Genomic DNA, 20,145 nt, shown 5'->3' with positions numbered 1-20,145 from the left:
GCCCCGGTTTCGGGAAGGGGCGGGGAGGGGAAAGACCCCCAGCCTGGCCGCACGGCCCCAGGCGCCGTGGCCACGGCGGGCGGGGCCATCGAAGCGGTGGCGGACGGACGTCGGGCAGGGCCCTGGAGGACAAGGGCGGCATCGATACCATGCCGGGCGTGGGAGAACGTGAGGCGCCGCCGCTGGGGGACCTGATGCCGTGGGCCGTGGGACCGCTGCGGCTCGGCCGGGCCTGGGTCATGGGGCCGGACGCGGCCTCGCTCGGGGCGCGCTGGGAGCGGCTGGCCCGGGCCGGGGACGAGGCGGCGCGGGCCGCGCTGTTCCGGCCGACCCGCGCCCGTACGGTGCACAGCTCCGTACCGCAGCTACCCGGCCAGACCACCTCGACGGCCCGGCTGGCGCGCGAGGACGGCCCGTGCCCCGAGCCGGTGCGGATCGCACACGGCCCCTTCGACCAGCAGTGGCTGATACCGGATCACCGGCTGATCGACACCGCCCGCCCCGAGCTGTGGCGGGTGGCGGACGACCGGCAGATCCATGTCATCGAGGCCGCGGGGCCGGACCCCGACCCGGTGCTCACCTTCTCCGCGCTGCTGCCGGACGGCCACTCCCCCGCGGGCCGCCCCGGCCGGATCCGTCCGCTCTACCGCCGCCCGGGCGGGCAGGAGCCCAATCTCGCGCCCGGGTTGCTGGACCACCTCACCGCGCGGCTCGGCCGCCCGGTGACCGCCGAGGAGTTCCTGGCCTGGACCGCCGCCACGGCGCGCGGCGCGCCATGCGCCGTACCCCTGACGGCCGACCCCGAGCTGTGGGAAGCGGGCGTGGAGCTGGGCCGCCGCGCGCTGTGGCTGCATACACGCGGGGCGCACAGTGGTGAACGCCCGCGCATGCCGGGTGGTCGGCGCCCCTATGTCCGCGCCGCGCTTCCGTCGGGCGGGCTGCCGGGCTCCCTGGACTACGCCCAGGACGAGGAGGCCCTGCTGCTGGACGAGGGCCGCATCTCGCCCGTCCCCAAGGCCGCGTGGGACTTCCGGGCGGGCGGGGTACGGGTGCTGGAGACGTGGTTCGAGCAGCGCACCGCCCCGCGGGAGCCGGGCACACTGGAGGCGATCGGCCCGTCGGGCTGGCCGTCCGCGTGGACCTCGGAGCTGCTGGAACTGATCACGGTGCTGGCGCTGCTCGCCGAGCTGCGCCCGGAGCTGCGGGCCGTCGCCGACCGGGTGGCGGACGGCGCACTGATCGACACGGCGGACCTACGGGGCGCGGGGGTGCTACCGGTGCCCGGCGCCACCCGGCGCCCGGCATCCGTACTGGACCACCACGAGGAGGGCCCAGAGGGCCAGTTCGCCCTCCTCTGAGCCCGCCCTGAGCGGTCCAGCTCGCGGGCCACGGCCGTGAGCCCGCCTCGCGGGACTGATGGGGCCGCCTCTCGGGTGGGTCGATCTCTCGCCGACGCCACGGCCGCGCAGCGACCATGGCGTCTCGTCGGCATCCCACGGCGGCAAGCGGCGTGGGGTGGACGCAGCACGGGCTCACCGGCTGGAGCGGACCGGTCGACTCCGTGGCTGCCTGGGATGACGACGAGGACGCCTAGGGGCGAGCCGGGTCAGCCGCGGTTGCCGAACAGGGAACGGCGCAGCCGGCGCAGCGGCGCGAACAGGGACACCCGCGCACCCCGGCTGTTCTTCGCGCGCGTGTGATCGCGCGCGGTCAGCTCCTGCATCAGCACCGCCGCGCTCTCCGCCTCCCGCTGCGGGACGGCGGGGCCGCCCATCACCGCGAGATGGCGCTCGAGGCGCGCACTGGACGCACCGCTTCCACAGTTGATCGCAGGCACTCGTGGCCTGCTCCGTACCGTTATCTGCTCCATGACACTCCCCACCCGTACGAGGGCACCCGCCCCGGGCAGAGTAACCCTACCTCCCCGAGCCGTCACCCACGCATCCCAGGTTCCGGATTCACCACCGCGTCAAGGGTGTTGACGATACCTATCACGCGCAAACAATTTCCCGGGCCGACCAATCCATCCGTTCGCCGGGTCCGAATAGCCGCATGAAGGACTGCTCCAACAAGCGTGCGAAGGACCTACAGGATGACCACAATCACCAAGAGCTTGGCCGCGCTGGTCAGCTGCGCACTGGCCGCGGGCGGGCTCACGGCCGCCGGAGTGGCCATAGTGCAGCCCGGGACGGCGCAGGCCTCGAGCCACCGCGAGGCGCCGCTGATCTCCGGTCAGCCGCAGTACGACGCCACGGACGTCTACGCGTTCGTCAGCCCGGACAAGCCGGACACGACCACCATGGTCGTCAATGTGCTGCCGTTCGAGGACCCCGCGGGCGGCCCCAACTTCTACAAGTTCGCCCATGACGCCCGCTACGACCTGCACGTCGACAACGACGGCGACGGCCAGGGCGATCTGCTCTTCCGGTGGACCTTCAAGGACCACGTCAAGAACGGCGACACGTTCCTCTACAACACCGGGCCGGTGAACTCGCTCGAGGACGCCACCCTCAACTTCACCCAGACTTATGACCTCGAGGTCATCAAGCTGAAGCACCAGAAGGCCGTCGCCCGCGCCAAGCTGGGCAGCGATCTGCCGGTCGCGCCGTCGAACGTCGGCAAGGCGTCCATGCCCGACTACGCCAAGCTCCGCGACCAGTCGGTGCGGAAGATCGGCTACAGCGGGGGCTCGACCGCCTTCGCCGGTCAGGCCGACGACCCGTTCTTCCTCGATCTGCGCGTCTTCGACCTGCTGTACGGCGGCGACATGTCCGAGGTCGGCAATGACACCCTCAAGGGCTACAACGTCCAGTCGATGGCCCTCCAGGTGCCGACGTCGGCGCTGACCGAGTCCAAGGACCAGCCGGTGATCGGCGTCTGGGCCACCACCCACCGCCAGACCGCCGACGGCGACTGGACGCAGGTCTCCCGGCTCGGCAGCCCCCTGGTCAACGAGGTGGTCATCCCGCGCAAGGACAAGGACAAGTTCAACGCCTCCGCGCCGTGGGACGACGGGCAGTTCCTGAAGTTCGTCCAGGACCCCGAACTCCCCAAGCTGGTCGAGCAGATCTACAAGATCAAGGCGCCGGACACCCCGCGCGACGACCTGGTGCATGCGTTCCTCACCGGTGTGCCCAAGCTCAACCAGCCGCCGAACGTGCGCCCCGCCGAGGAGCTGCGGCTCAACACCTCCGTAGAACCCAGCGGCAGCCCCAAGCGGCTGGGCGTCCTGGACGGTGACAACGCGGGCTTCCCCAACGGCCGCAGGCTCTCCGACGACGTCCTGGACATCGCGCTCCAGGCCATGGAGGGCGAGCTGCTGGGCAAGAAGAACGACCTGGGCGACGCGGTGGACGAGAACGACCAGGAGTTCGGCGGCTCCTTCCCGTACCTGGCGCTGCCCAGCTCCGGTTCTGACGCCAAGGCCGTCTCGAAGAGCGCCGGGCAGTCGCTGCTGAACGGTGGCTCGGGCGTCGGCTCCTCCTCCGACGACAGCATGCTGCTCGCGGGGTCCGCGGCGGCCGGTGGCGGGGCCGTGCTGCTGCTGGGCCTCGGATTCCTCTGGATGCGGTCGCGGCGGCGGGCTCCGCGCCTGCGCAGGCACTGAGCCGCGGGTGCCATCGGGTCCGTACCACCACCGGGCGCGGCCCGCCGAGACCCGCGCGGCGGGCCGCGCCCAGGCTCCTCCGTAGCCATCCCAGTTCCGTCCGTCTCCCCGCGTTTCCTCCCGTTCTGTCCGCGTTCGTGGCTCAGCGAAAGGCAGCTGTCACCATGGCTCTTCGGCCATCCCTCCTCCCTACGGCCCGGACCGCGGCCGTGGTGTTCGCGCTCGCGGCCGGGCTGACCGCCGCCTCGATCGTGACCGGCGCCCCGGACGGGCCGGGCGGGTCCGGCGGGGCCGGCGCGTCCGCCCGCGGCCAGGGCGGCGTCCGCGCGGTGCACCCCGCCGCCGCGCGGTACGACCAGCTCAGCGGCGACGGCCTCGCCCGGCAGATCGACGCGATGCAGACCCATCTGCGCGGTGGGCCCAAGGACGCGGAGAGCTGGGCCGGTCTCGGCTCGGCCTATGTCGAGCAGGCCAGGGCCAGCGGCGACCCCACCCGCTATCCGCAGGCGGACAAGGCGTTCGCCCGGTCGCTGGCCCTCCAGCCGCGCGACAACGACGTGGCGCTCGCCGGGCGCGCCTCGCTCGCCGCCGCCCGCCATGACTTCCGGGGGGCGCTGCGCGACGCCGACCAGGCCCTGAAGGTGAACTCCTACAGCCAGGGGGCACTCGCCGTCCGGGTGGACGCCCTCGTCGAACTGGGCCGCTACAAGGACGCGTACACCGCCGCCGAGAAGGCCGACTCCCTGCGCCCGGGCATCCCCGTCTTCACCCGCCTCGCCTACGTCCGCGAGCTGCGCGGAGATCCGGCCGGGGCGCGCCGGGTGCTGCTGCGCGCCCAGGACTCCGCCACCTCGCCCAGCGATATCGCCTATGTGTCGACGGCGCTCGGCCAACTGGCCTGGAACCAGGGCGAGTACGGGGCGGCACGGCGGGCGTACGCCACCGCGCTGCGCGCCGTCCCCGACTATCTCCCGGCGCTTGAGGGCCGCGGCCGCACCTCGGTCGCGGACGGCCGCCAGAAGGCGGGGATCCGCGATCTGGAGGCGGTCGTACGGCGCTATCCGCTGCCCGCCGAGCTCGCGGCGCTCGGCGAGGCGTACGAGGCGCGGGGCGACCGCCACACGGCGCGCGGCCAGTACGCGGTGGTCGACACCTGGATCGCGCTCGCCCGCGCCAACGGGGTCGCGACCGACCTGGACAGCGCGCTGGTCGCGGCCGACCACGGCGACGTGCGGGAGGCGCTGAAGGCGGCCCGCGCCGAGTGGGACCGGCGGCGCACCGTACACACCGCCGACGCGCTGGCCTGGGCCCTGCACCGCAACGGCGAGGACGAGGCGGCCCTGGGGTACGCCGAGCACGCCGCCGAACCGGGCTACCGCAACGCGGCGTTCTTCTACCACCGGGGCGTCATCGAGAAGTCCCTGGGCGACGACGGCCCGGCACGCCGCCACCTGAGGGCCGCGCTCGACCTCAACCCGGGCTTCTCGCCCACGGGCGCGCGAGCGGCGAAGGCGGCCCTGAAGGAACTGGACCCCACCCGATGACCCCTCCCCGAACCGAGGCCCAGCCCCCGGCCCCCCGAAGCGGGAACGACAAGCCCCCGGCCCGCCACCCGGCGATCCACGGCCGGACCCCCACCAGGAAAACCCGAACGCCTGGGCGCCGGACCCGGTGGCGGCTGGTGGCCCCCGCCGAAACCGAGGCCGAGCCCCCGGCCCCCCGGCTGGGGCTGCGCCCCCATGCCCCCATCAACGAAACCAAGGCACCCGGGCCACGGGCCCGTTGGCGGCTCGTAGGCCTATCCCGAAGCGGGAACGACAAGCCCCCAGCCCGCCACCCGGCGATCCACGGCCGGACCCCCACCAGGAAAACCCGAACGCCTGGGCGCCGGACCCGGTGGCGGCTGGTGGCTGTTGGGGGGCTGCTGGGGGCCGTGGCGGTGGTGGTGTTGTCGGCTGGGAGTGCCGAGGCGCATCCGCTCGGGAACTTCACCGTCAACCGCTACGACGGGCTCGTGATCGCCCCGGGGACGCTGCGGGTCGACCACGTCGAGGACCTCGCCGAGATCCCCGCCGCCCAGGCGAAGCCGGAGATCGACCGCGATGGCGACGACGCCCTGTCCGGGCGGGAGTTGGGCACGTGGGCGGCGCGGCGCTGCGCCGGCGCGGCGGAGGGGGCGCGGCTGACGGTCGAGGGGCGCGAGGTGCCCGTACGCGCCGGGAACGCGCGGGCCCGTCAGCGCCCCGGCCAGGCCGGGCTGCCGACGCTGCGGGTGGAGTGCCGCCTTACGGCCGCGCTGGGTGACGGCGAACGGGCCACGGTGGCCTATCGTCCGCGTGACATCGGTACGGGCCCCGGCTGGCGCGAGGTGACGGCACAGGGCGACCGCATGACGCTCACCGACGCCGACGTCCCCAGGAGCTCCCCCTCCCACCGGCTGGTCCGCTATCCGGCGGGGCAGCTCTCCTCGCCGCCCGACCAGCGGTCGGCCACGCTGCGGGTCAGGGCGGGCGGCCCCGCGCTCACGGGCGCGGCGGAGTCCGGCCGGGACGACGCGGTGGGCCCGTCGGTGCTGCCGCGCGGAGCGGACCGGTGGACCCAGGCGCTCACCTCGATGGTCGCGCGCCACGACATCACCTTCGGCTTCGCCCTTACGGCCTTCGCCACCGCCGTACTGCTGGGCGCGATGCACGCCCTGGCACCCGGCCACGGCAAGACGATGATGGCGGCCGCCGCCGCGGCGGGCGGCCGCAGCGCGCCGCGTGACGTACTGGCGCTGGGCGCATCGGTGACGGTCACCCATACGTTGGGCGTCTTCGCGCTGGGGCTGCTGGTCACGGCCGGTTCCGCGGCGGCTCCCTCGGTGATCTCATGGCTGGGCGTCGCGAGCGGTGTACTGGTGGCGGTGGCCGGGGCGGGGCTGCTCCGCAAGGCGCTGCGGCGCCGTCGGCATGTGCGGGCCCAACACCGCATCGGCCACGATCACGTACATGCGCGGGGCCACGATCACGTACGCACGCGGGGCCACGATCACGGCCATGCGCATACGCACACCCACGACCACGGCGACGGTCACGCCCACACCCACGAGGTGCGCCCCACCCTGCGCGGCACCCTGCTGCTCGGTTTCGCCGGGGGCATGGTGCCCAGCCCCTCGGCCGTCATCGTGCTCGTCGGCGCCGCCGCGCTGGGCCAGGCGTGGTTCGGCTTCGTCCTGGTGGTGGCGTACGGGCTCGGGCTGGCGCTGACGCTGACAGTGGCCGGGTTCGCGGCGGTGCGCCTGGGCGTACGGGCCACGGAGCGGCTGGCGGCGCGCAAGGGGGCCGGGGGCCGGATTGACCGGCTGCTGGGGGCGGTGCGGCGTGCCTCGCCGGTCGGAACCGCCGCCGTCGTCCTCGCGTTGGGGTGCGGATTGGTGTTGAGGGGGGCGGCAACCACGCTCGGTTGAGGTACATGCAGCCCGAATTGCTCGGTTGAGGGCTAGGGGGTCCGCTGGGTGACGCCTGCGGCGGGCCTTTCCCCCTCCCCCACCCCTTCCCACAGCTGGGGCTCCGCCCCAGCCCCGGCTCGGCGCCGCACCGCAAGCCTCGGTTAGGGGGCGCGCCCCAGGCCCCGGATCAGGGCTCCCGCCCCAAGCCTCGGAACGGGGCGGAGCCCCTTAGCTCCGGGGGCCGGGGGCGGAGCCCCTGGTGGTGGGGAGGGGCGGGGTGAGGAAAGGACCGCCGGAGGCGGTGGGGGGTGTGCGAGGAGGCCCCGGTGGGCGGGGCCTCCTCGGTTTCTGGTGGTGGCGGGTCCGGCTCAGGCGGCTGCGCTGAAGACCGGGAGGTAGCCACCGGACTGACCGGCGGCGGTGGGGTGGTAGGACTCGTCGACGGGGACGGTGACGCTGTTCAGCCAGGCGCTGCCGGAGCAGATCTCATGCCCGGTGAAGGTCGAGGTGACGTCGCCGAAGCTGAAGCCGTGGTCGGCGGCGCGCTTGGCGGTGACGGAGTTGAGGACATCCGCGCCGCTGTTGATCGCGGCGCGTTCGGTCTCGGTCAGGCCCACGATGCAGGAGCCGCTGAGCTTGTAGAACCGCGGGTAGCCGAGGACGACGACATGCGCGGAGGGGGACTTGGCACTGATGGCGTTGTAGACCTGGTCCAGCTTGCCGGGCAGGGTGTTCTGGACGAAGTCCTTGGCACTGTTGACCGCGTTGACGCAGGTGGACTCGGACTGCAGCACGCAGGTCATCATGATGTCGGCGAAGCCCGCGTCATTGCCGCCGATGGAGATGGAGACGAGGCCGGTGCCGGAGTTCAGCGGGCCGAGCTGGTTGTTGAGCACATCGCCGGTCTTGGCCCCGGAGCAGGCGGTGAAGTTGAAGCTCGATGGGGCGTGCGAGGCGGCCCAGAGCGCGGGGTACGCCTTGGTGCTGCGCTTGCAGTTGCCGCTGGCGCCGTCGTAGCTGCCCGCGCCGACGCCGGATGAGTAGGAGTCGCCCAGCGCCACATAGGCGGGGCCCGCGCTGTTCTCAGTGGCCTGGGCCGCACCGGCCCCGGTGAGGGCGAGGACGGCACCGACGACGAACGCACCCATCGTCGCCGTGAGTCTGGACAGTTTCATTCGAACTCCCTAGCAGGATCACTGCTGTGCCGATGTGAGGCGCGATAGCCCGAAAAATGAGCAATCGCGTTCGAAACCGTCAGTCACGTCGCGGGGATCGATTTCAGCGATGTGACGTGGCTATGTCATCCCGCGCAACCGGCCAATCTATGCGGGTAGTTGGCAAAAATCTTTCGATACGCGGCTGATACATCCATAGGTCGGAAGGAATATGGATGAGTCGCCACGCGACGCCCAAACTCCCCACCCGAACACCCCTGCCGCACCCCATCACGCCGCCGTCGCGCCCCCCGCCACACCGCCATCGCGCCCCCGTCGCGCCCCCGGTGCACCCCGTCCGCGCCCCCGGCGCACCCCCGGCGCACACCGCGCGACCAGCCCTGATGAGGGCTCAACCGTCCGCCCGTCTATGGCGCGTTCGCACACTTTCTCCGTCTTGACGGCATCCGCCGACTGCGCGACATTGAAGCCCGGCATCCGGCGCTTCGGGGGGCAAAGTCGCCAATGCATACCATCACTGACAACAGGCCGGCGGGTGGGGATTCGCTGCCGGTGATCGTGGGCGCCGCGGTGGGCATCGCGGGTCTCGGCGCGGCACTCGCGCTGGCCGACGTCCACTCACCGCTGCGGGCGCCGTTCACGCTGTTCTTCCTGCTCGCGGCGCCCGCGCTGGCCATAGGCAGCGCGCTGCGCGGGCTGGACGCGCTCACCCGCCCGGTGCTGGCGGTGGCGGGCGCGCTCGCGCTGGATCTGCTGGTGGCGGAGGCGATGCTGGCGCTGCGGATGTGGTCGGCGCGCGGCGGAGTGACGGCGGTGGGGGCCGTAAGCCTGCTGATCCTGGTGTCGACGCTGCTCACCCGCCTCGCCCGGCGACGACGTACGAGGCGGCGCACGAACATACGAGACGACGCATGAGGCACGCATGAGGGGCGTATGAGGGGCGTATGAGGCGACGCATGAGGCGACGTATGAGACGCGAAGCGTGACGCGACGCATGACACGAGGTCAGGACTAGGCACAGTGGACATCGGTGTGTATCGCCCGGGCGAGCTGACCGCGGCCGACCGGGCGGTGTGGACGGCCATGCAGTCACAGGCGCATCTACTGGGCGCGCCGGAGCTGGCGAATCCCTTTCTGTCGCCGGAGTTCACCCTTGCCGTCGGCCGCTGCAGACGCGGGGTGCGGATCGCGGTGGTCCGCGAGGAGGGGGAGCCGGTGGCGTTCTTCCCCTTTCAGCGGACCCGGCTCGGGGTGGGGCGGGCGGTCGGTCTCGGCCTTTCCGACGCCCAGGGCCTGGTGCACCGGCCCGGGTTCCAGTGGGACGCCAGGGAGCTGCTGCGCGCATGCGGCCTCGCGGTCTGGGAGTTCGACCACCTGGTGGAGGGGCAGAAGCCGTTCGGGGTGGGGGCCCGCGGCTCGTTCCCCTCCCCCGTGATCGATGTGGACCGCGGCTACGAGGCGTATCTGGCCCGGCTGCGCGCCCAGTCGCCGAAGTTCACCCGCAGCACGCTCGCCAAGGAGCGCAAACTGGGCCGCGACGTCGGCGAGGTGCGCTATGTGCACGACGAGCGCGATCCGGCCGTGCTGGCCACCCTGATCGGCTGGAAGTCCGCGCAGTACCGCAGGACCGGGCGCAGCGACCGGTTCGCCCATCCCTGGATCATCCGGCTGCTGGAGCAGCTCTTCCACACCCGCAGCGCCTCCTGCCAGGGGCTGCTGTCAGTGCTGTACGCGGGCGGGCGGCCGGTGGCCGCGCACTTCGGGCTGCGTTCGGAACGGGTGCTCGCCTGTTGGTTTCCGGCCTACGACCCGGCATATGCCAAATTCTCGCCCGGACTTGTGCTGCATCTGCGGATGGCGGAGGGTGCCGCCGCGCAGGGCGTGGACTATCTCGATCTCGGGCGCGGCGCGAAGGAATACAAGGACTCCCTCAAAACACGCGATCTCAGCGTGTCGGAGGGGTGGGTGACGCGCCGCCATCCGGTGGCACTCGTCCATCGGGTGCGGCGCGCCCCGGTGCGCACACTCCGCAATGCGGTGGTTTCCCGGCCGGAGCTCTTCGGTCCGGCCGACCGACTGCTCAAACGCATGGGCAGCCTGCGGGACCTTCGGAACCTGCGGGAAAGGAACCCACAAAAATGACGAACAAAATTCCCAAGGGGGGTGTTTCCGCAACGGGCTTGCCATAGTGTTTGCGACGTCAATACCGTCGTACTTCCACCCGTGCCGGAACCATCATTCCAGGCGGCTCCAGGGGAGGGGCTTCACAGCGTCGCGATGGTTTCCGGGGCGGGAAACGCGGTAGGGGGGTGCCGCGTCCGGCTGTCCCGCGTTCTTTTCGGGATGTGCCGTGCACGCGGGCCGCGAGGCCAGTAACACCAGCCAGCTCGCTCGTCCTTGTGCGGTGCTCGATGCCGTCATGGGCGGGTGAGGACCCCCCTTTCGAACCGGATACACCAAAGGACCACCCGTGGGGCGGGCGGTCCACCGGACGAGAGGGAAAAAAGAATCATGAGCTCCTTTCTGCGCCCGGCCGCGCCGGAAATCGATCCGGCGGCCGGTACGCATCCGTACCGCCCGGTGTCCTCTCATCTCGCGATTGCGCCACCGGTGAGCGTCGTGATTCCGGCGATGAACGAGGCCGAGAATCTTCCGTACGTTTTCAAAACCCTTCCCGGCTGGATCCACGAGGTGGTCCTGGTCGACGGCAATTCCACCGACGACACGGTCCAGGTGGCCCGGGAACTGTGGCCCGAGGTGAGAGTCGTCTCGCAGTCGGGAAAAGGCAAGGGGGACGCGCTCATCGCCGGATTCGCCGCCTGCACGGGCGAGATCGTGGTGATGATCGACGCGGATGGCTCCGCCGATGGGGCGGAGATCGTCAGCTATGTGTCGGCACTCGTCTCGGGCGCCGACTTCGCCAAGGGCTCGCGCTTCGCCAACGGCGGCGGCACGGACGACATGACGACGATCCGGCGGCTCGGCAACCGCGCGCTCACCTCGATCGTCAACCGCAAGTTCGGCGCCCGCTACACCGATCTCTGCTACGGCTACAACGCCTTCTGGCGCCACTGCCTCGATGAGATCGCGCTGGACTGCGCCGGGTTCGAGGTGGAGACGCTGATGAACATCCGGGTGGTCAAGGCGGGGCTGCGGGTCCAGGAGATCCCCAGCCATGAGTACGAGCGCATCCACGGCGTCAGCAATCTGCGGGCCGTCCGCGACGGGCTGCGGGTGCTGAAGGTGATCCTGCGCGAGCGCGGCGCCCGGCGCCCGCGCCGCCCCGCGGTGGCGCCCGCGGCGGTCCGGGGGGAGGCGTCTTGACGGTACGCCCGGTCCCGGCGCCGGTACCGGAGGAGGAGACGGTGCCGGAGGAGGGGACTGTGCCGGAGGAGGGGACTGTGCCGGAGGAGGGGACTGTGCCGCGGGTGCGGATCTCCGTGGTGATCTGCGTCTACACCGAGGACCGCTGGGACGACATCCTCGCCGCGGTGGACTCGGTACGGGCCCAGTCGCTGCCCGCCCACGAGACGCTCCTGGTGGTGGACCACAATGCCCGCCTGCTGCGGCGGCTGCGGGACCACTACAAGAACATGGCCGTACAGGTGCTCGCCAACGCGGGCCCCCGCGGCCTGTCCGCCGGCCGTAACACCGGCGTCGCGGCCTCCCACGGCGAGGTGATCGCCTTCCTCGACGACGACGCGGTGGCCGAGCGCGGCTGGCTGCGCCACTTCGCCGCCGGGTACGCCGATCCGCGGGTCATGGCGGTCGGCGGGCGCACCGTCCCGGTGTGGGCGTCGCGCCGCCGACCGGCGTGGTTCCCCGAGGAGTTCGACTGGGTGGTGGGGTGCACCTACCGGGGGCTGCCGCCGGGGCGGGTCCGGGTGCGCAACGTCCTGGGCGGGAACGCCTCGTTCCGCAGAGCGGCGTTCGACGCCGCCGGGGGCTTCGCGACCGGGATCGGCCGGGACGCCGACAGACGGCCGCTGGGCTGCGAGGAGACCGAGCTGTGCATCCGGCTCGCCCGTGCCCGGCCGGACGCGCTGCTGCTGATCGACGACCGCGCGGTGATCCACCACAAGGTGCCCGCGGCCCGGGAGCGCTTCGCCTACTTCCGGTCGCGGGCGTACGCCGAGGGCCTTTCCAAGGCCCTGGTGGCCCGCAGCGTGGGCGCCCGGGCGGGCCTGGAGACCGAGCGCCGCTACACCACCCGGGTGCTGCCCGCGGGGATCGCCCGCGGGCTGCGGGACGCGCTGCTCGGCCGCGCGGGCGGGGCCGGGCGGGCGGGCGCGATCGTGGCGGGCCTCGCCGCGGCGGCGAGCGGCTACGCGGTGGGCACCGCCCGCGCCCGCCGCGGCGGCGACCACTTCACGATCGGGCCGGTGCCGGACCCCCGGGCGCCGGACCCTGCGATGCCAACGGCGGCGCCGGGCCCGTCGGCATCGGCGGCGACGCCGGACCCGTCGGTGTCAGACGCCCCGGCCGACGGCCGAGCCCGGCCAAGACACGAGGGGGCTGCATGAGCGGCCGAGACGGCAGGAGAGGCAGCCCGTGATGACGGCAGGGGCGGTGCCGATCCTGATGTATCACGCGGTGGCCGACGCTCCCGCGCGGGCCACCCGTGCGCTGTCCGTCGCGCCGGGCGCGTTCGCCGAGCAGATGGCGCTGCTCGGCGAGCGCGGCTTCACCCCGGTCAGCTGTGCGCGGCTGGCCGACGCCTGGCGTGGCGGCTCCGCGCTGCCGCCCAGGCCCGTGGTGGTCACCTTCGACGACGGCTACGAGGGCGTGCACCGCCACGCCCTCCCCGTCCTCGACCGCCACACCTTCGAAGCCACGCTCTTCGCGGCCACCGGCTGGCTGCGCGGCCCCCGCCAGGCGTCCGGGGCGCTGGACCTGATGCTCGACTGGGGCCAGCTGCGCGAGCTGGCCGCGGCGGGGGTGGAGATCGGCGGGCACAGCCACACCCACCCCCAGCTCGACCAGCTCTCCGACGCCCGGCTGTGGTTCGAGGTGGCCCGCTGCCGGGATCTGCTCACCGCCGAACTGGGCCGTCCGCCCGTGTCGTTCGCGTACCCCTACGGCTACTCCAGCCGCCGGGTGCGACGCGTGGTGCGCTCGGCCGGGTTCGGGGTGTCCCTCGCGGTGGGCAACGCGCTCGCCGCGCCCGGCCAGGGCCCGTACGCGCTGCGCCGGGTCACCGTGCGGCGCTCGACCGGTATCGAGGAGTTCGAGCGGCTGGTGTCCGGGCGGGCGCTGTGCCGCGACTTCGCCCGGGACCGGGCCCTCACCAAGGCGTACGCCCTGGTGCGCCGGTCCCGTCAGCTCTCCCGGCTACCGCTCCGGCTCCCACGGGGCTCCCGGGCCGCGTTCCACGGCAGGTTCTACGGAAGGTGACGTAAGCCCGTGTCCGACACGACCACCCGGACCGAGGAGCGGACGGCCGCCGAGCGGCCGTCCGGCGGCCGGAGCGGCGAGCGCGCCCCGCTGTTCCGCAACGCCTACGCGCTGATGCTCAACACGGGCATCTCCGCGGTCCTCGGCCTCGGCTTCTGGCTGGCCGCCGCCCGCTACTACGCGGAGGACGCGGTCGGCCAGGGCTCGGCGGCCATCGCCGCGATGAAGCTCCTGGCGGGGCTCACCGCGGTCACCCTCACGGGCGCGCTGGCCCGCTTCATCCCGGTCGCCGGGCGGACCACGGGGCGGCTGGTGTTCTCCACCTACGCCGCGAGTTCGGTGGTCGTGGCGCTGGCCGCGGTGGCCTTCCTGCTCACGCTGGACACCTGGGGGCCGTCGTACCGCTTTCTGCACGGCCCGGTGCACGGCCTCGGCTTCATCGTGGCGGTCGTCGGCTGGTCGCTGCTGACCCTGCAGGACGGGGTGCTGACCGGGCTGCGCAGCGCGGTCTGGGTGCCGGTGGGCAATACGGTGTTCTCGGCCGCCAAGCTGCTGCTGCTCATCGTGCTGGCCGCCGCGATCCCGACCGCCGGGGTGTTCGTGTCCTGGGTCGCCTCGATCGCGGTGTCCGTGGTGCCGCTGGGCTGGCTGGTGTTCCGCCGTCTGGTGCCCCGGCACATCCACGCGACGGAGGGGCGGGCCCGGCCCGCGGGCCCCCGGGAGATGGGCCGCTTCCTCGCCGGGGACTACACCGGGTCGCTGTTCTCGCTCGCGGTGGTCTACGCCGTGCCGGTGATCGTCGCCTCGCAGGTCAGCGCGGCCGACAACGCGTACTTCTACATCACCACCACCATCGGCGGCACCACGAATCTACTGGCCGTCAACATGGGTTCCTCGCTGACCGTCGAGGGCTCCCACGACCCGGCCAGGCTCGCCGAGAACTGCCGCGCGGCGCTGCGGCGGATGGCCCGCATCATGGTCCCGGTCTGCCTTTTCCTGTTCGTCTTCGCGCCCCAGATCCTCGAGGTCTTCGGCGACGGCTACGCGGATGCGGCGGCGCCGCTGCTGCGCTGGTTCGCGGTGGGCGCGGCGCTGCGGGTGGTCATCGAGGTGTACTTCGCGGTGCTGCGCGCGCAGAGCCGCACCTCGGGACTCGCGGTCCTCCAGGGGCTGCTGTGCGTCCTGGTGCTGGGGCTGACGTTGCTTCTGCTGCCCCGGATGGGGCTGACGGGGGCGGGGGTCGCGGAGATCTCCAGCCTGGCGGTGATCGCGAGCATCGCGGCGGTCAGGCTGCGCCGGGTGCTCAAGGGGCAGGCGGAGGCGCCGGTTACAGGACCGCCGGTCTCCTCGTCCTCGCCCTCGTTCTCCGCCCCGCCCGCGGCACCGCTGCCGGAACAGCACACGGCGCCGGACGGCGATCTGGCGGACCTCGCGGTCGACGGCGACCGCCGCCCCAAGCACCGCCACGGACACCACCACGAACAGCACCACCACGCGGAGCACTACGGCACCCGCTGGGCCCTCCGCGCCGCCCTCGACACGGACACGCTCGCGCTCGGCGTCCGCATGCGTTTGCCCACCGCGGCCCCGCCGCTGTCCGGTGAGGCCCACGAACGCCGCTGGGCCAAGCGCTTCGAAGCGCCGCCCGCGGAAGCGCCGCCCCCGGCCGCCGACGCATCCGACGCATCCGTCGCGGCCGACCGTCCCGGCCGGGCCGGGACACGGGCCGGACGGAAGGGTGCGGCCACCCTGTGGGCGGTCGCGGGCGCCGGGTTGGCCCTCTACTGGGCGCCGCTGCTGCGCCTGGACGACGGCGATCTCGACCGTATGGGCGGACTCGGGCTCGTCTCGGTGCTGCCCAGGGCCACCCTTCTCGGGGCCGCGCTGCTCATCGTCGCCTTCGCGGGTGCGCTGCGCCTCGCGCGGCCCCGCCGCGCCCTGCTGACCGCCGTCCTCCTGGCGACCGTCGTCTCGCTGCACGCCGTGCCCGCCGTGCTGGAGGCGCAGCCGCGGTTCCCGACCGCGTGGCAGCACCTCGGGTTCCTGGACTACATCGGCCGGACCGGCCACGCCGTGCCGGACCTGGACGCGCGCTGGAGCTGGCCCGGATTCTTCGCGGGGGCCGCGTTCCTCGCCCAGGCGGCCGGGGTGCACGACCTCTCCGAGGTGCTGCGCTGGTGGCCGACGCTGCTCCAGGTGCTCTGTCTCGCCCCGCTGATGGTGCTGTTGCGCGCCCTGCGGGCGAGCTGGCGGGCGAAGTGGACGGCGGTGTGGCTGTTCGGCCTGAGCGGCTGGGTGGGGCAGGACTACTTCTCGCCGCAGGGGTTCACCTACCTCCTCTACCTCGTCTTCGTCGCCGTCCTCCTGGTGTGGTTCCGCGAGCCCCGGGTGCTGCCCGGCAAGCGGTGGCCGGGCGAGGCCGAGGTCGCGACGGCCACGCCCGCCCAGCGCACGGCCCTGCTCGGGCTGCTGATCGCGCTCTTCGCGGCGTCCGTGGCGGCCCATCAGCTGACCCCGTTCGTGATGCTGGGCGTGGTGACCGCGCTGGTGCTGCTGCGCCGCTCGAACCTGTACGGGCTGCCGCTGCTGTGCGGGGTCATGGTGGCCGTGTGGGTGGGGTTCCTGGCCGAGCCGTACTGGTCGGGCCACTGGAACGAGCTGTTCGGGGGCGTCGGCGGAGTGGGCGGCAATGTGTCCTCGTCCGTCTCGGGCCGGATCGAGGGCGGCAGCAGCGTGCACAAGCTGGTGCTGTACGTGCGGGTGGCGCTGGCGGGCGGGGTGCTGGCGCTGGCCTGCTGGGGGGTGCTGCGGCGGCGCGCCGCCGGATTCGCCGAACGGTCGCTGCTGGTGCTGACCTTCGTGCCGTTCCTGGGCTTCGGGATGCAGTCGTACGGCGGTGAGATGGCGCTGCGCGTCTTCATGTTCGCGCTGCCGGGCGCCTGTGTGCTCGGCGCGCTGGCGGTCTTCCCACGCGTGGGCGCGGCCCGCGCGGAGGCGAACGGCGCGGACGCGAACGGCGCGGGCGCGGCTCGCCCGGGGCTGGGCCCACTGGCCGCGCTGCTGGCCGGGCTGATCCTGGTGTCCGGGTTCCTGGTGGCGCGCTGGGGCAATGAGACGTTCGAGCGGGTGCGGCCGGGCGAGGTGGCGGCGATGGAGTACGTCTACGCCCATGACAAGCCGACCGTCCGCGTGCTGTGGATGAGCGACGACCCCGTCAACAACGTCACCCCCGCGATGCCGTGGGGCGCCCGCGACATGGAGCGGGTCCTCTACGAGCCCACCCTGGCGCCGCGCGATCCGGTGCTGGTCGACAGCCTGGTCACGGCGGTGCGCGAGGCCGGGCCGCACTCGTATCTGATGGTGGGCCGCGGCCAGTCCACCTACCTCACCCTCGACTCCGGCTATGCCGAGCACTGGCAGGAGCGGCTGCGGCGCTCCCTGGACCAGCGCGCCGAGCTGCGCCGGGTGTTCGCCAACCGGGACGCGGCGCTGTACGAGCTGAAGCGGCAGCCGCGCGGGGCCGTGCCGGAGCCCGCGCCGGGGCCCGCCGGTCCGGTGGTCACCTGGACGCCGTGGTCGGTGGTGGGGGCGCTGGCGGCGGTGGCGCTGATGCTGCTGCTGGCGGTGCGCGAGGTGGTGCGGGTGGCGGTGCGGCCGAGCGTACGGCGGCTGCACGGGCTGCAGGGCTCGTTCTGGTTCGCGGTGCCGCTGCTGATCGTGGTGGTGGCCGCGCTGGTGCAGCGCTTCGTGACGATGGCGTAGACGCAAACTCAGGCACAGGCACAGGCAGAGACGCAGACGTAAGGCACTGGGCGGCGATCACCGCTTCAGCCAGCGCACCTCGTATCCGTCCATCCCGAACGACCGGCCGTCGATCTTCGCCTTGATCGGCCGGTCGAGGGTGTTCACGACCAGCACCGCGTCATCGTCGGCGAGGACCTGGACATTGGGCCGGTCGTCGGCGGCGACCTTCACGGAGCGGAAGGCGGTGCCGGGCGGGAACTCCTCGGCGAACCGGCTCAGCAGCGTCATCATCGGCAGCGCACGGCCGCCGCCGTCCAGTTCGGTGGGGCGCCACAGACAGCCCGGGCAGTCGGATTCCTTCGTCTCCGGGTTCCAGTAGAAGGCCGCGGCGGCGCCGCCACGCGCCAGCCGCATCATCGCGGTGGCCTGGACGGCGATACGGCGGTCCTCGCCCCACCCCGCCCCGTCCCCGTCCTCCGGTTCGACGTACCACTCGGCCCACCACACCGGCAGCCCGGTGGTCGTGCGCAGCCAGCGGGTGACGTCCTGGAACTTGCGCGTGGCCCCGAAGGCGTCCGGGATGAGCCGGTCGCCCTCGCGGGTGTAGCTGGAGCCGTCCACGACGACGAAGTCCGCGCCCGCCTTGTGCTCGTTCCAGTGCTCGATCGCGTCGGCGGACCGCTGGTCGAGGGTGCCCCAGGGGCCGCTCACCTCGGCGTCGCCGCCGTCCGCGCCGTTGTCCTCGCCCGGGGCGTCGCTGTCGGCGACCACATACGGGCCGCCGACCTGGTTCTTGGGGTTCTGCTTCTTCAGCTCCCGGTAGACGAGGTTGTAGAGCCGGGTGTAGCCCTCGTAGTTCCAGCGCTTCTTGGCGTCGTCGTAGAAGCCCTTGAACTCGTTCCAGACGATGAAGTGGCGCACCTGCGGGTAGCGCCGGGCGATCTTCCCCGCGAGCGTGGCGAAGTCCTCGTAGTGCTCGGGGGTGGGCGCGGTCTCCAGGGACTGCTGTGACCAGTCCGTACGCCCCGGCTTGCCGCCCTTCATCCAGTCGGGCGCGCAGCACAGGGTGAGCACGGGCGCGGTGCCGGTCTCGCGCATCAGGGCGATACGGCGGTCGAGGTCCGCGAAGTCGTAGTCGCCCGGGGACGGCTCGGGGTTGCCCGCGCCCCAGCCCATGATGTGCTGGTTCTGCGGCATCGGATGGCGGGACAGCAGGTCCGCCGCGGCCTTACGGGCGCCGTCGGTGCCCTGGTCGGCGCTGTACTGGGTATGGGTGAACCCCCAGCCCGGCTCCCCTGCCCCGGGCTTCCCGCGGGCCGGCGCCGATGGTCCGGGCCGCCCGTCGTCCCCGCCCGGAGGCCCGGAGCAGGCGGCCAGCAGCGCCAGCGTGGCCATGCCGACGCCGAGCAGTGCACCGGACCGGCGCCGTCGCATTTGCCACAACCTGGCCAAACCGCCCCGTTCCCTTCCCTGACGTCCCACAACGGGTAAGAGTATCCATGAACGCCCCCATTCCGGTGGGCTTCCGTGGAACAGCTCGGTAAACGGCCACAAACCTTGGTGCGCCCCCGCCCTCCGTCCTGGATCATGGGGGCGGGTGCGCTGACCGACGCACCAGGCCCTCCATCCCCGTTCTCCCGTTCTCAGGAGGCAGACCCTGCCTACGACACCCGCCGAAGAGTCCCTTCCCATCCGGCTGAACGTCGATGACAGCGATTCGCCATCGGATGTCGTCGACGCGCTCTTTTTGGGGCGCTTCGCGACCGGCGAGCAGCCGTACGCCCGCAGTCACTCCGTCGACCGGGTGAGGTCGGGCGCGACGCTGCTGCCGCCGTCCTCGACCGTGCTGCGCGCGGCCCGCGACGACGACCGCAGCGCGACGCTCGCCGAGGGCGACGGCTGGACCCTGCTGATCTCCCGGTGGAGCCGGGGGGCGGATGTGACCGTGACCGCCGTCGATGACGACCTGGCCGAAAAGGTGCTGCACCAGGCCGTGGACGGCGCGGAGGACGAGCCGGAGCCGCAGCCGGAGAACGTGGCGATGGGCTTCTGGTACGTCTCGCCGCGGCGCGGCCCGCACCGCACCACCCGGCAGATCTCGGCCGGGACCTGGGAGGAGATCCGCGACAACTACACGGCGCCGGTGGCCGAGGCCATGGACGGGCTGATGAAGGTCACCCCGGATGACATCGCCGGACGCCTCCTGCTGCTGCACGGCCCGCCCGGCACCGGCAAGACCTCGGCGCTGCGCACCCTGGCCCGCTCGTGGCGTGACTGGTGCCAGGTGGACTGCGTCCTGGACCCGGAGCGGCTGTTCACCGACGTGGGCTATCTGATGGACATCGCGATCGGCGAGGACGACGGCACGGCCAAGGGGCGCTGGCGGCTGCTGCTCCTGGAGGACTGCGACGAGCTGATCCGGGGCGAGGCCAAGCACACCGCGGGTCAGGCGCTGTCCCGGCTGCTGAACCTGACGGACGGTCTGCTCGGGCAGGGGCGCAACGTACTGGTCGGGGTGACCACCAACGAGGACCTGGAGCGGCTGCACCCGGCGGTGGTGCGGCCCGGCCGGTGTCTGGCCCGGATCGAGGTCGGCAAGCTGACGCGGGCCGAGTCGGTCAACTGGCTCGGCGGGGAGACCGACGACCAGGACGGTGTCATCGGGCGGGACGGGGCGACGCTCGCGGAGCTGTACGCGCTGCGCCGCGGCACCAAGCCTCCGGCGGTGCCGTCGCAGTTGGGGGACGCGAACGCGGGGCTGTATCTGTGAGACGCGGTGCGCGGAGGGGGTACGG

General features: G+C 72.8%; 14 protein-coding genes. 11 read left to right on the top strand and 3 right to left on the bottom strand.

The window, feature by feature from the left end:
* Positions 1-149: 149 nt before the first annotated feature.
* Positions 150-1,358: a type ISP restriction/modification enzyme gene (locus tag VT50_RS31630; RefSeq protein ID WP_046086420.1), complete on the top strand. Its 1,209-nt coding sequence runs from the start codon at positions 150-152 to the stop codon at positions 1,356-1,358.
* 248 nt (positions 1,359-1,606) lie between these two features.
* Here the strand turns inward: VT50_RS31630 and VT50_RS31625 are convergent, their stop codons facing one another.
* Positions 1,607-1,870, bottom strand: coding sequence for a hypothetical protein (locus VT50_RS31625; protein WP_046086421.1), 264 nt, complete (start codon positions 1,868-1,870; stop codon positions 1,607-1,609).
* Between the two features lie 222 nt (positions 1,871-2,092).
* Between VT50_RS31625 and VT50_RS31620 the strand changes: the two genes are divergently transcribed.
* The 3 genes from VT50_RS31620 to VT50_RS31610 all read left to right on the top strand — a co-directional run bounded on the left by VT50_RS31620 (position 2,093) and on the right by VT50_RS31610 (position 7,055).
* Positions 2,093-3,607 carry a DUF4331 domain-containing protein gene (locus tag VT50_RS31620; RefSeq protein WP_046086422.1) on the top strand — a complete coding sequence of 505 codons (1,515 nt, stop codon included), beginning with the start codon at positions 2,093-2,095 and terminating at the stop codon, positions 3,605-3,607.
* A 164-nt stretch (positions 3,608-3,771) separates the two neighbouring features.
* Complete coding sequence (locus VT50_RS31615; protein ID WP_075200353.1) at positions 3,772-5,151, top strand: tetratricopeptide repeat protein; 1,380 nt, start codon at positions 3,772-3,774, stop codon at positions 5,149-5,151.
* A gap of 362 nt (positions 5,152-5,513) precedes the next feature.
* Positions 5,514-7,055 (top strand): nickel/cobalt transporter, encoded by a 1,542-nt coding sequence (locus tag VT50_RS31610; RefSeq protein WP_240529385.1) that lies wholly within the window; start codon positions 5,514-5,516, stop codon positions 7,053-7,055.
* Positions 7,056-7,405: 350 nt separating this feature from the next.
* Here VT50_RS31610 and VT50_RS31605 read toward each other — a convergent pair whose 3' ends face one another.
* On the bottom strand, positions 7,406-8,212 hold the full coding sequence (locus VT50_RS31605; protein ID WP_046086424.1) for an SGNH/GDSL hydrolase family protein: 807 nt from the start codon (positions 8,210-8,212) through the stop codon (positions 7,406-7,408).
* A 504-nt stretch (positions 8,213-8,716) separates the two neighbouring features.
* On the opposite strand from VT50_RS31605, the gene VT50_RS31600 reads away from it, so the two are divergent.
* The 6 genes from VT50_RS31600 to VT50_RS31575 all read left to right on the top strand — a co-directional run bounded on the left by VT50_RS31600 (position 8,717) and on the right by VT50_RS31575 (position 17,368).
* Complete coding sequence (locus VT50_RS31600) at positions 8,717-9,127, top strand: hypothetical protein (protein WP_046086425.1); 411 nt, start codon at positions 8,717-8,719, stop codon at positions 9,125-9,127.
* A gap of 105 nt (positions 9,128-9,232) precedes the next feature.
* Entirely contained in the window at positions 9,233-10,354 is a 1,122-nt protein-coding gene (locus VT50_RS31595) for a GNAT family N-acetyltransferase (RefSeq protein ID WP_046086426.1), read from the top strand.
* 369 nt (positions 10,355-10,723) lie between these two features.
* On the top strand, positions 10,724-11,536 hold the full coding sequence (locus VT50_RS31590; RefSeq protein ID WP_046086427.1) for a glycosyltransferase family 2 protein: 813 nt from the start codon (positions 10,724-10,726) through the stop codon (positions 11,534-11,536).
* A 95-nt stretch (positions 11,537-11,631) separates the two neighbouring features.
* Positions 11,632-12,735: a glycosyltransferase family 2 protein gene (locus VT50_RS31585; protein ID WP_158083237.1), complete on the top strand. Its 1,104-nt coding sequence runs from the start codon at positions 11,632-11,634 to the stop codon at positions 12,733-12,735.
* Between the two features lie 31 nt (positions 12,736-12,766).
* Positions 12,767-13,606 carry a polysaccharide deacetylase family protein gene (locus VT50_RS31580; protein WP_046086428.1) on the top strand — a complete coding sequence of 280 codons (840 nt, stop codon included), beginning with the start codon at positions 12,767-12,769 and terminating at the stop codon, positions 13,604-13,606.
* Between the two features lie 9 nt (positions 13,607-13,615).
* Complete coding sequence (locus VT50_RS31575; RefSeq protein WP_046086429.1) at positions 13,616-17,368, top strand: polysaccharide biosynthesis C-terminal domain-containing protein; 3,753 nt, start codon at positions 13,616-13,618, stop codon at positions 17,366-17,368.
* A 57-nt stretch (positions 17,369-17,425) separates the two neighbouring features.
* Here VT50_RS31575 and VT50_RS31570 read toward each other — a convergent pair whose 3' ends face one another.
* Positions 17,426-18,784 (bottom strand): glycoside hydrolase family protein, encoded by a 1,359-nt coding sequence (locus VT50_RS31570; RefSeq protein WP_046086430.1) that lies wholly within the window; start codon positions 18,782-18,784, stop codon positions 17,426-17,428.
* Positions 18,785-19,007: 223 nt separating this feature from the next.
* On the opposite strand from VT50_RS31570, the gene VT50_RS31565 reads away from it, so the two are divergent.
* Positions 19,008-20,120: a DUF5925 domain-containing protein gene (locus VT50_RS31565; RefSeq protein WP_046086431.1), complete on the top strand. Its 1,113-nt coding sequence runs from the start codon at positions 19,008-19,010 to the stop codon at positions 20,118-20,120.
* The last annotated feature ends 25 nt before the right edge of the window (positions 20,121-20,145 follow it).

The organism is Streptomyces antioxidans (genome assembly GCF_000968685.2).
In the GTDB taxonomy this organism is placed as follows: domain Bacteria; phylum Actinomycetota; class Actinomycetes; order Streptomycetales; family Streptomycetaceae; genus Streptomyces; species Streptomyces antioxidans.
Note: the sequence above shows the minus strand (reverse complement) of the source record. Positions and strands in the feature narration are given on the sequence as shown.

Excerpts from the sequence above, each read along its gene's own strand:
- VT50_RS31630 (WP_046086420.1), top strand. The coding sequence starts at position 150 with ATGCCGGGCGTGGGAGAACGTGAGGCGCCGCCGCTGGGGGACCTGATG.
- VT50_RS31625 (WP_046086421.1), bottom strand. The coding sequence starts at position 1,870 with ATGGAGCAGATAACGGTACGGAGCAGGCCACGAGTGCCTGCGATCAAC.
- VT50_RS31620 (WP_046086422.1), top strand. The coding sequence starts at position 2,093 with ATGACCACAATCACCAAGAGCTTGGCCGCGCTGGTCAGCTGCGCACTG.
- VT50_RS31615 (WP_075200353.1), top strand. The coding sequence starts at position 3,772 with ATGGCTCTTCGGCCATCCCTCCTCCCTACGGCCCGGACCGCGGCCGTG.
- VT50_RS31605 (WP_046086424.1), bottom strand. The coding sequence starts at position 8,212 with ATGAAACTGTCCAGACTCACGGCGACGATGGGTGCGTTCGTCGTCGGT.
- VT50_RS31600 (WP_046086425.1), top strand. The coding sequence starts at position 8,717 with ATGCATACCATCACTGACAACAGGCCGGCGGGTGGGGATTCGCTGCCG.
- VT50_RS31590 (WP_046086427.1), top strand. The coding sequence starts at position 10,724 with ATGAGCTCCTTTCTGCGCCCGGCCGCGCCGGAAATCGATCCGGCGGCC.
- VT50_RS31580 (WP_046086428.1), top strand. The coding sequence starts at position 12,767 with ATGACGGCAGGGGCGGTGCCGATCCTGATGTATCACGCGGTGGCCGAC.
- VT50_RS31570 (WP_046086430.1), bottom strand. The coding sequence starts at position 18,784 with ATGCGACGGCGCCGGTCCGGTGCACTGCTCGGCGTCGGCATGGCCACG.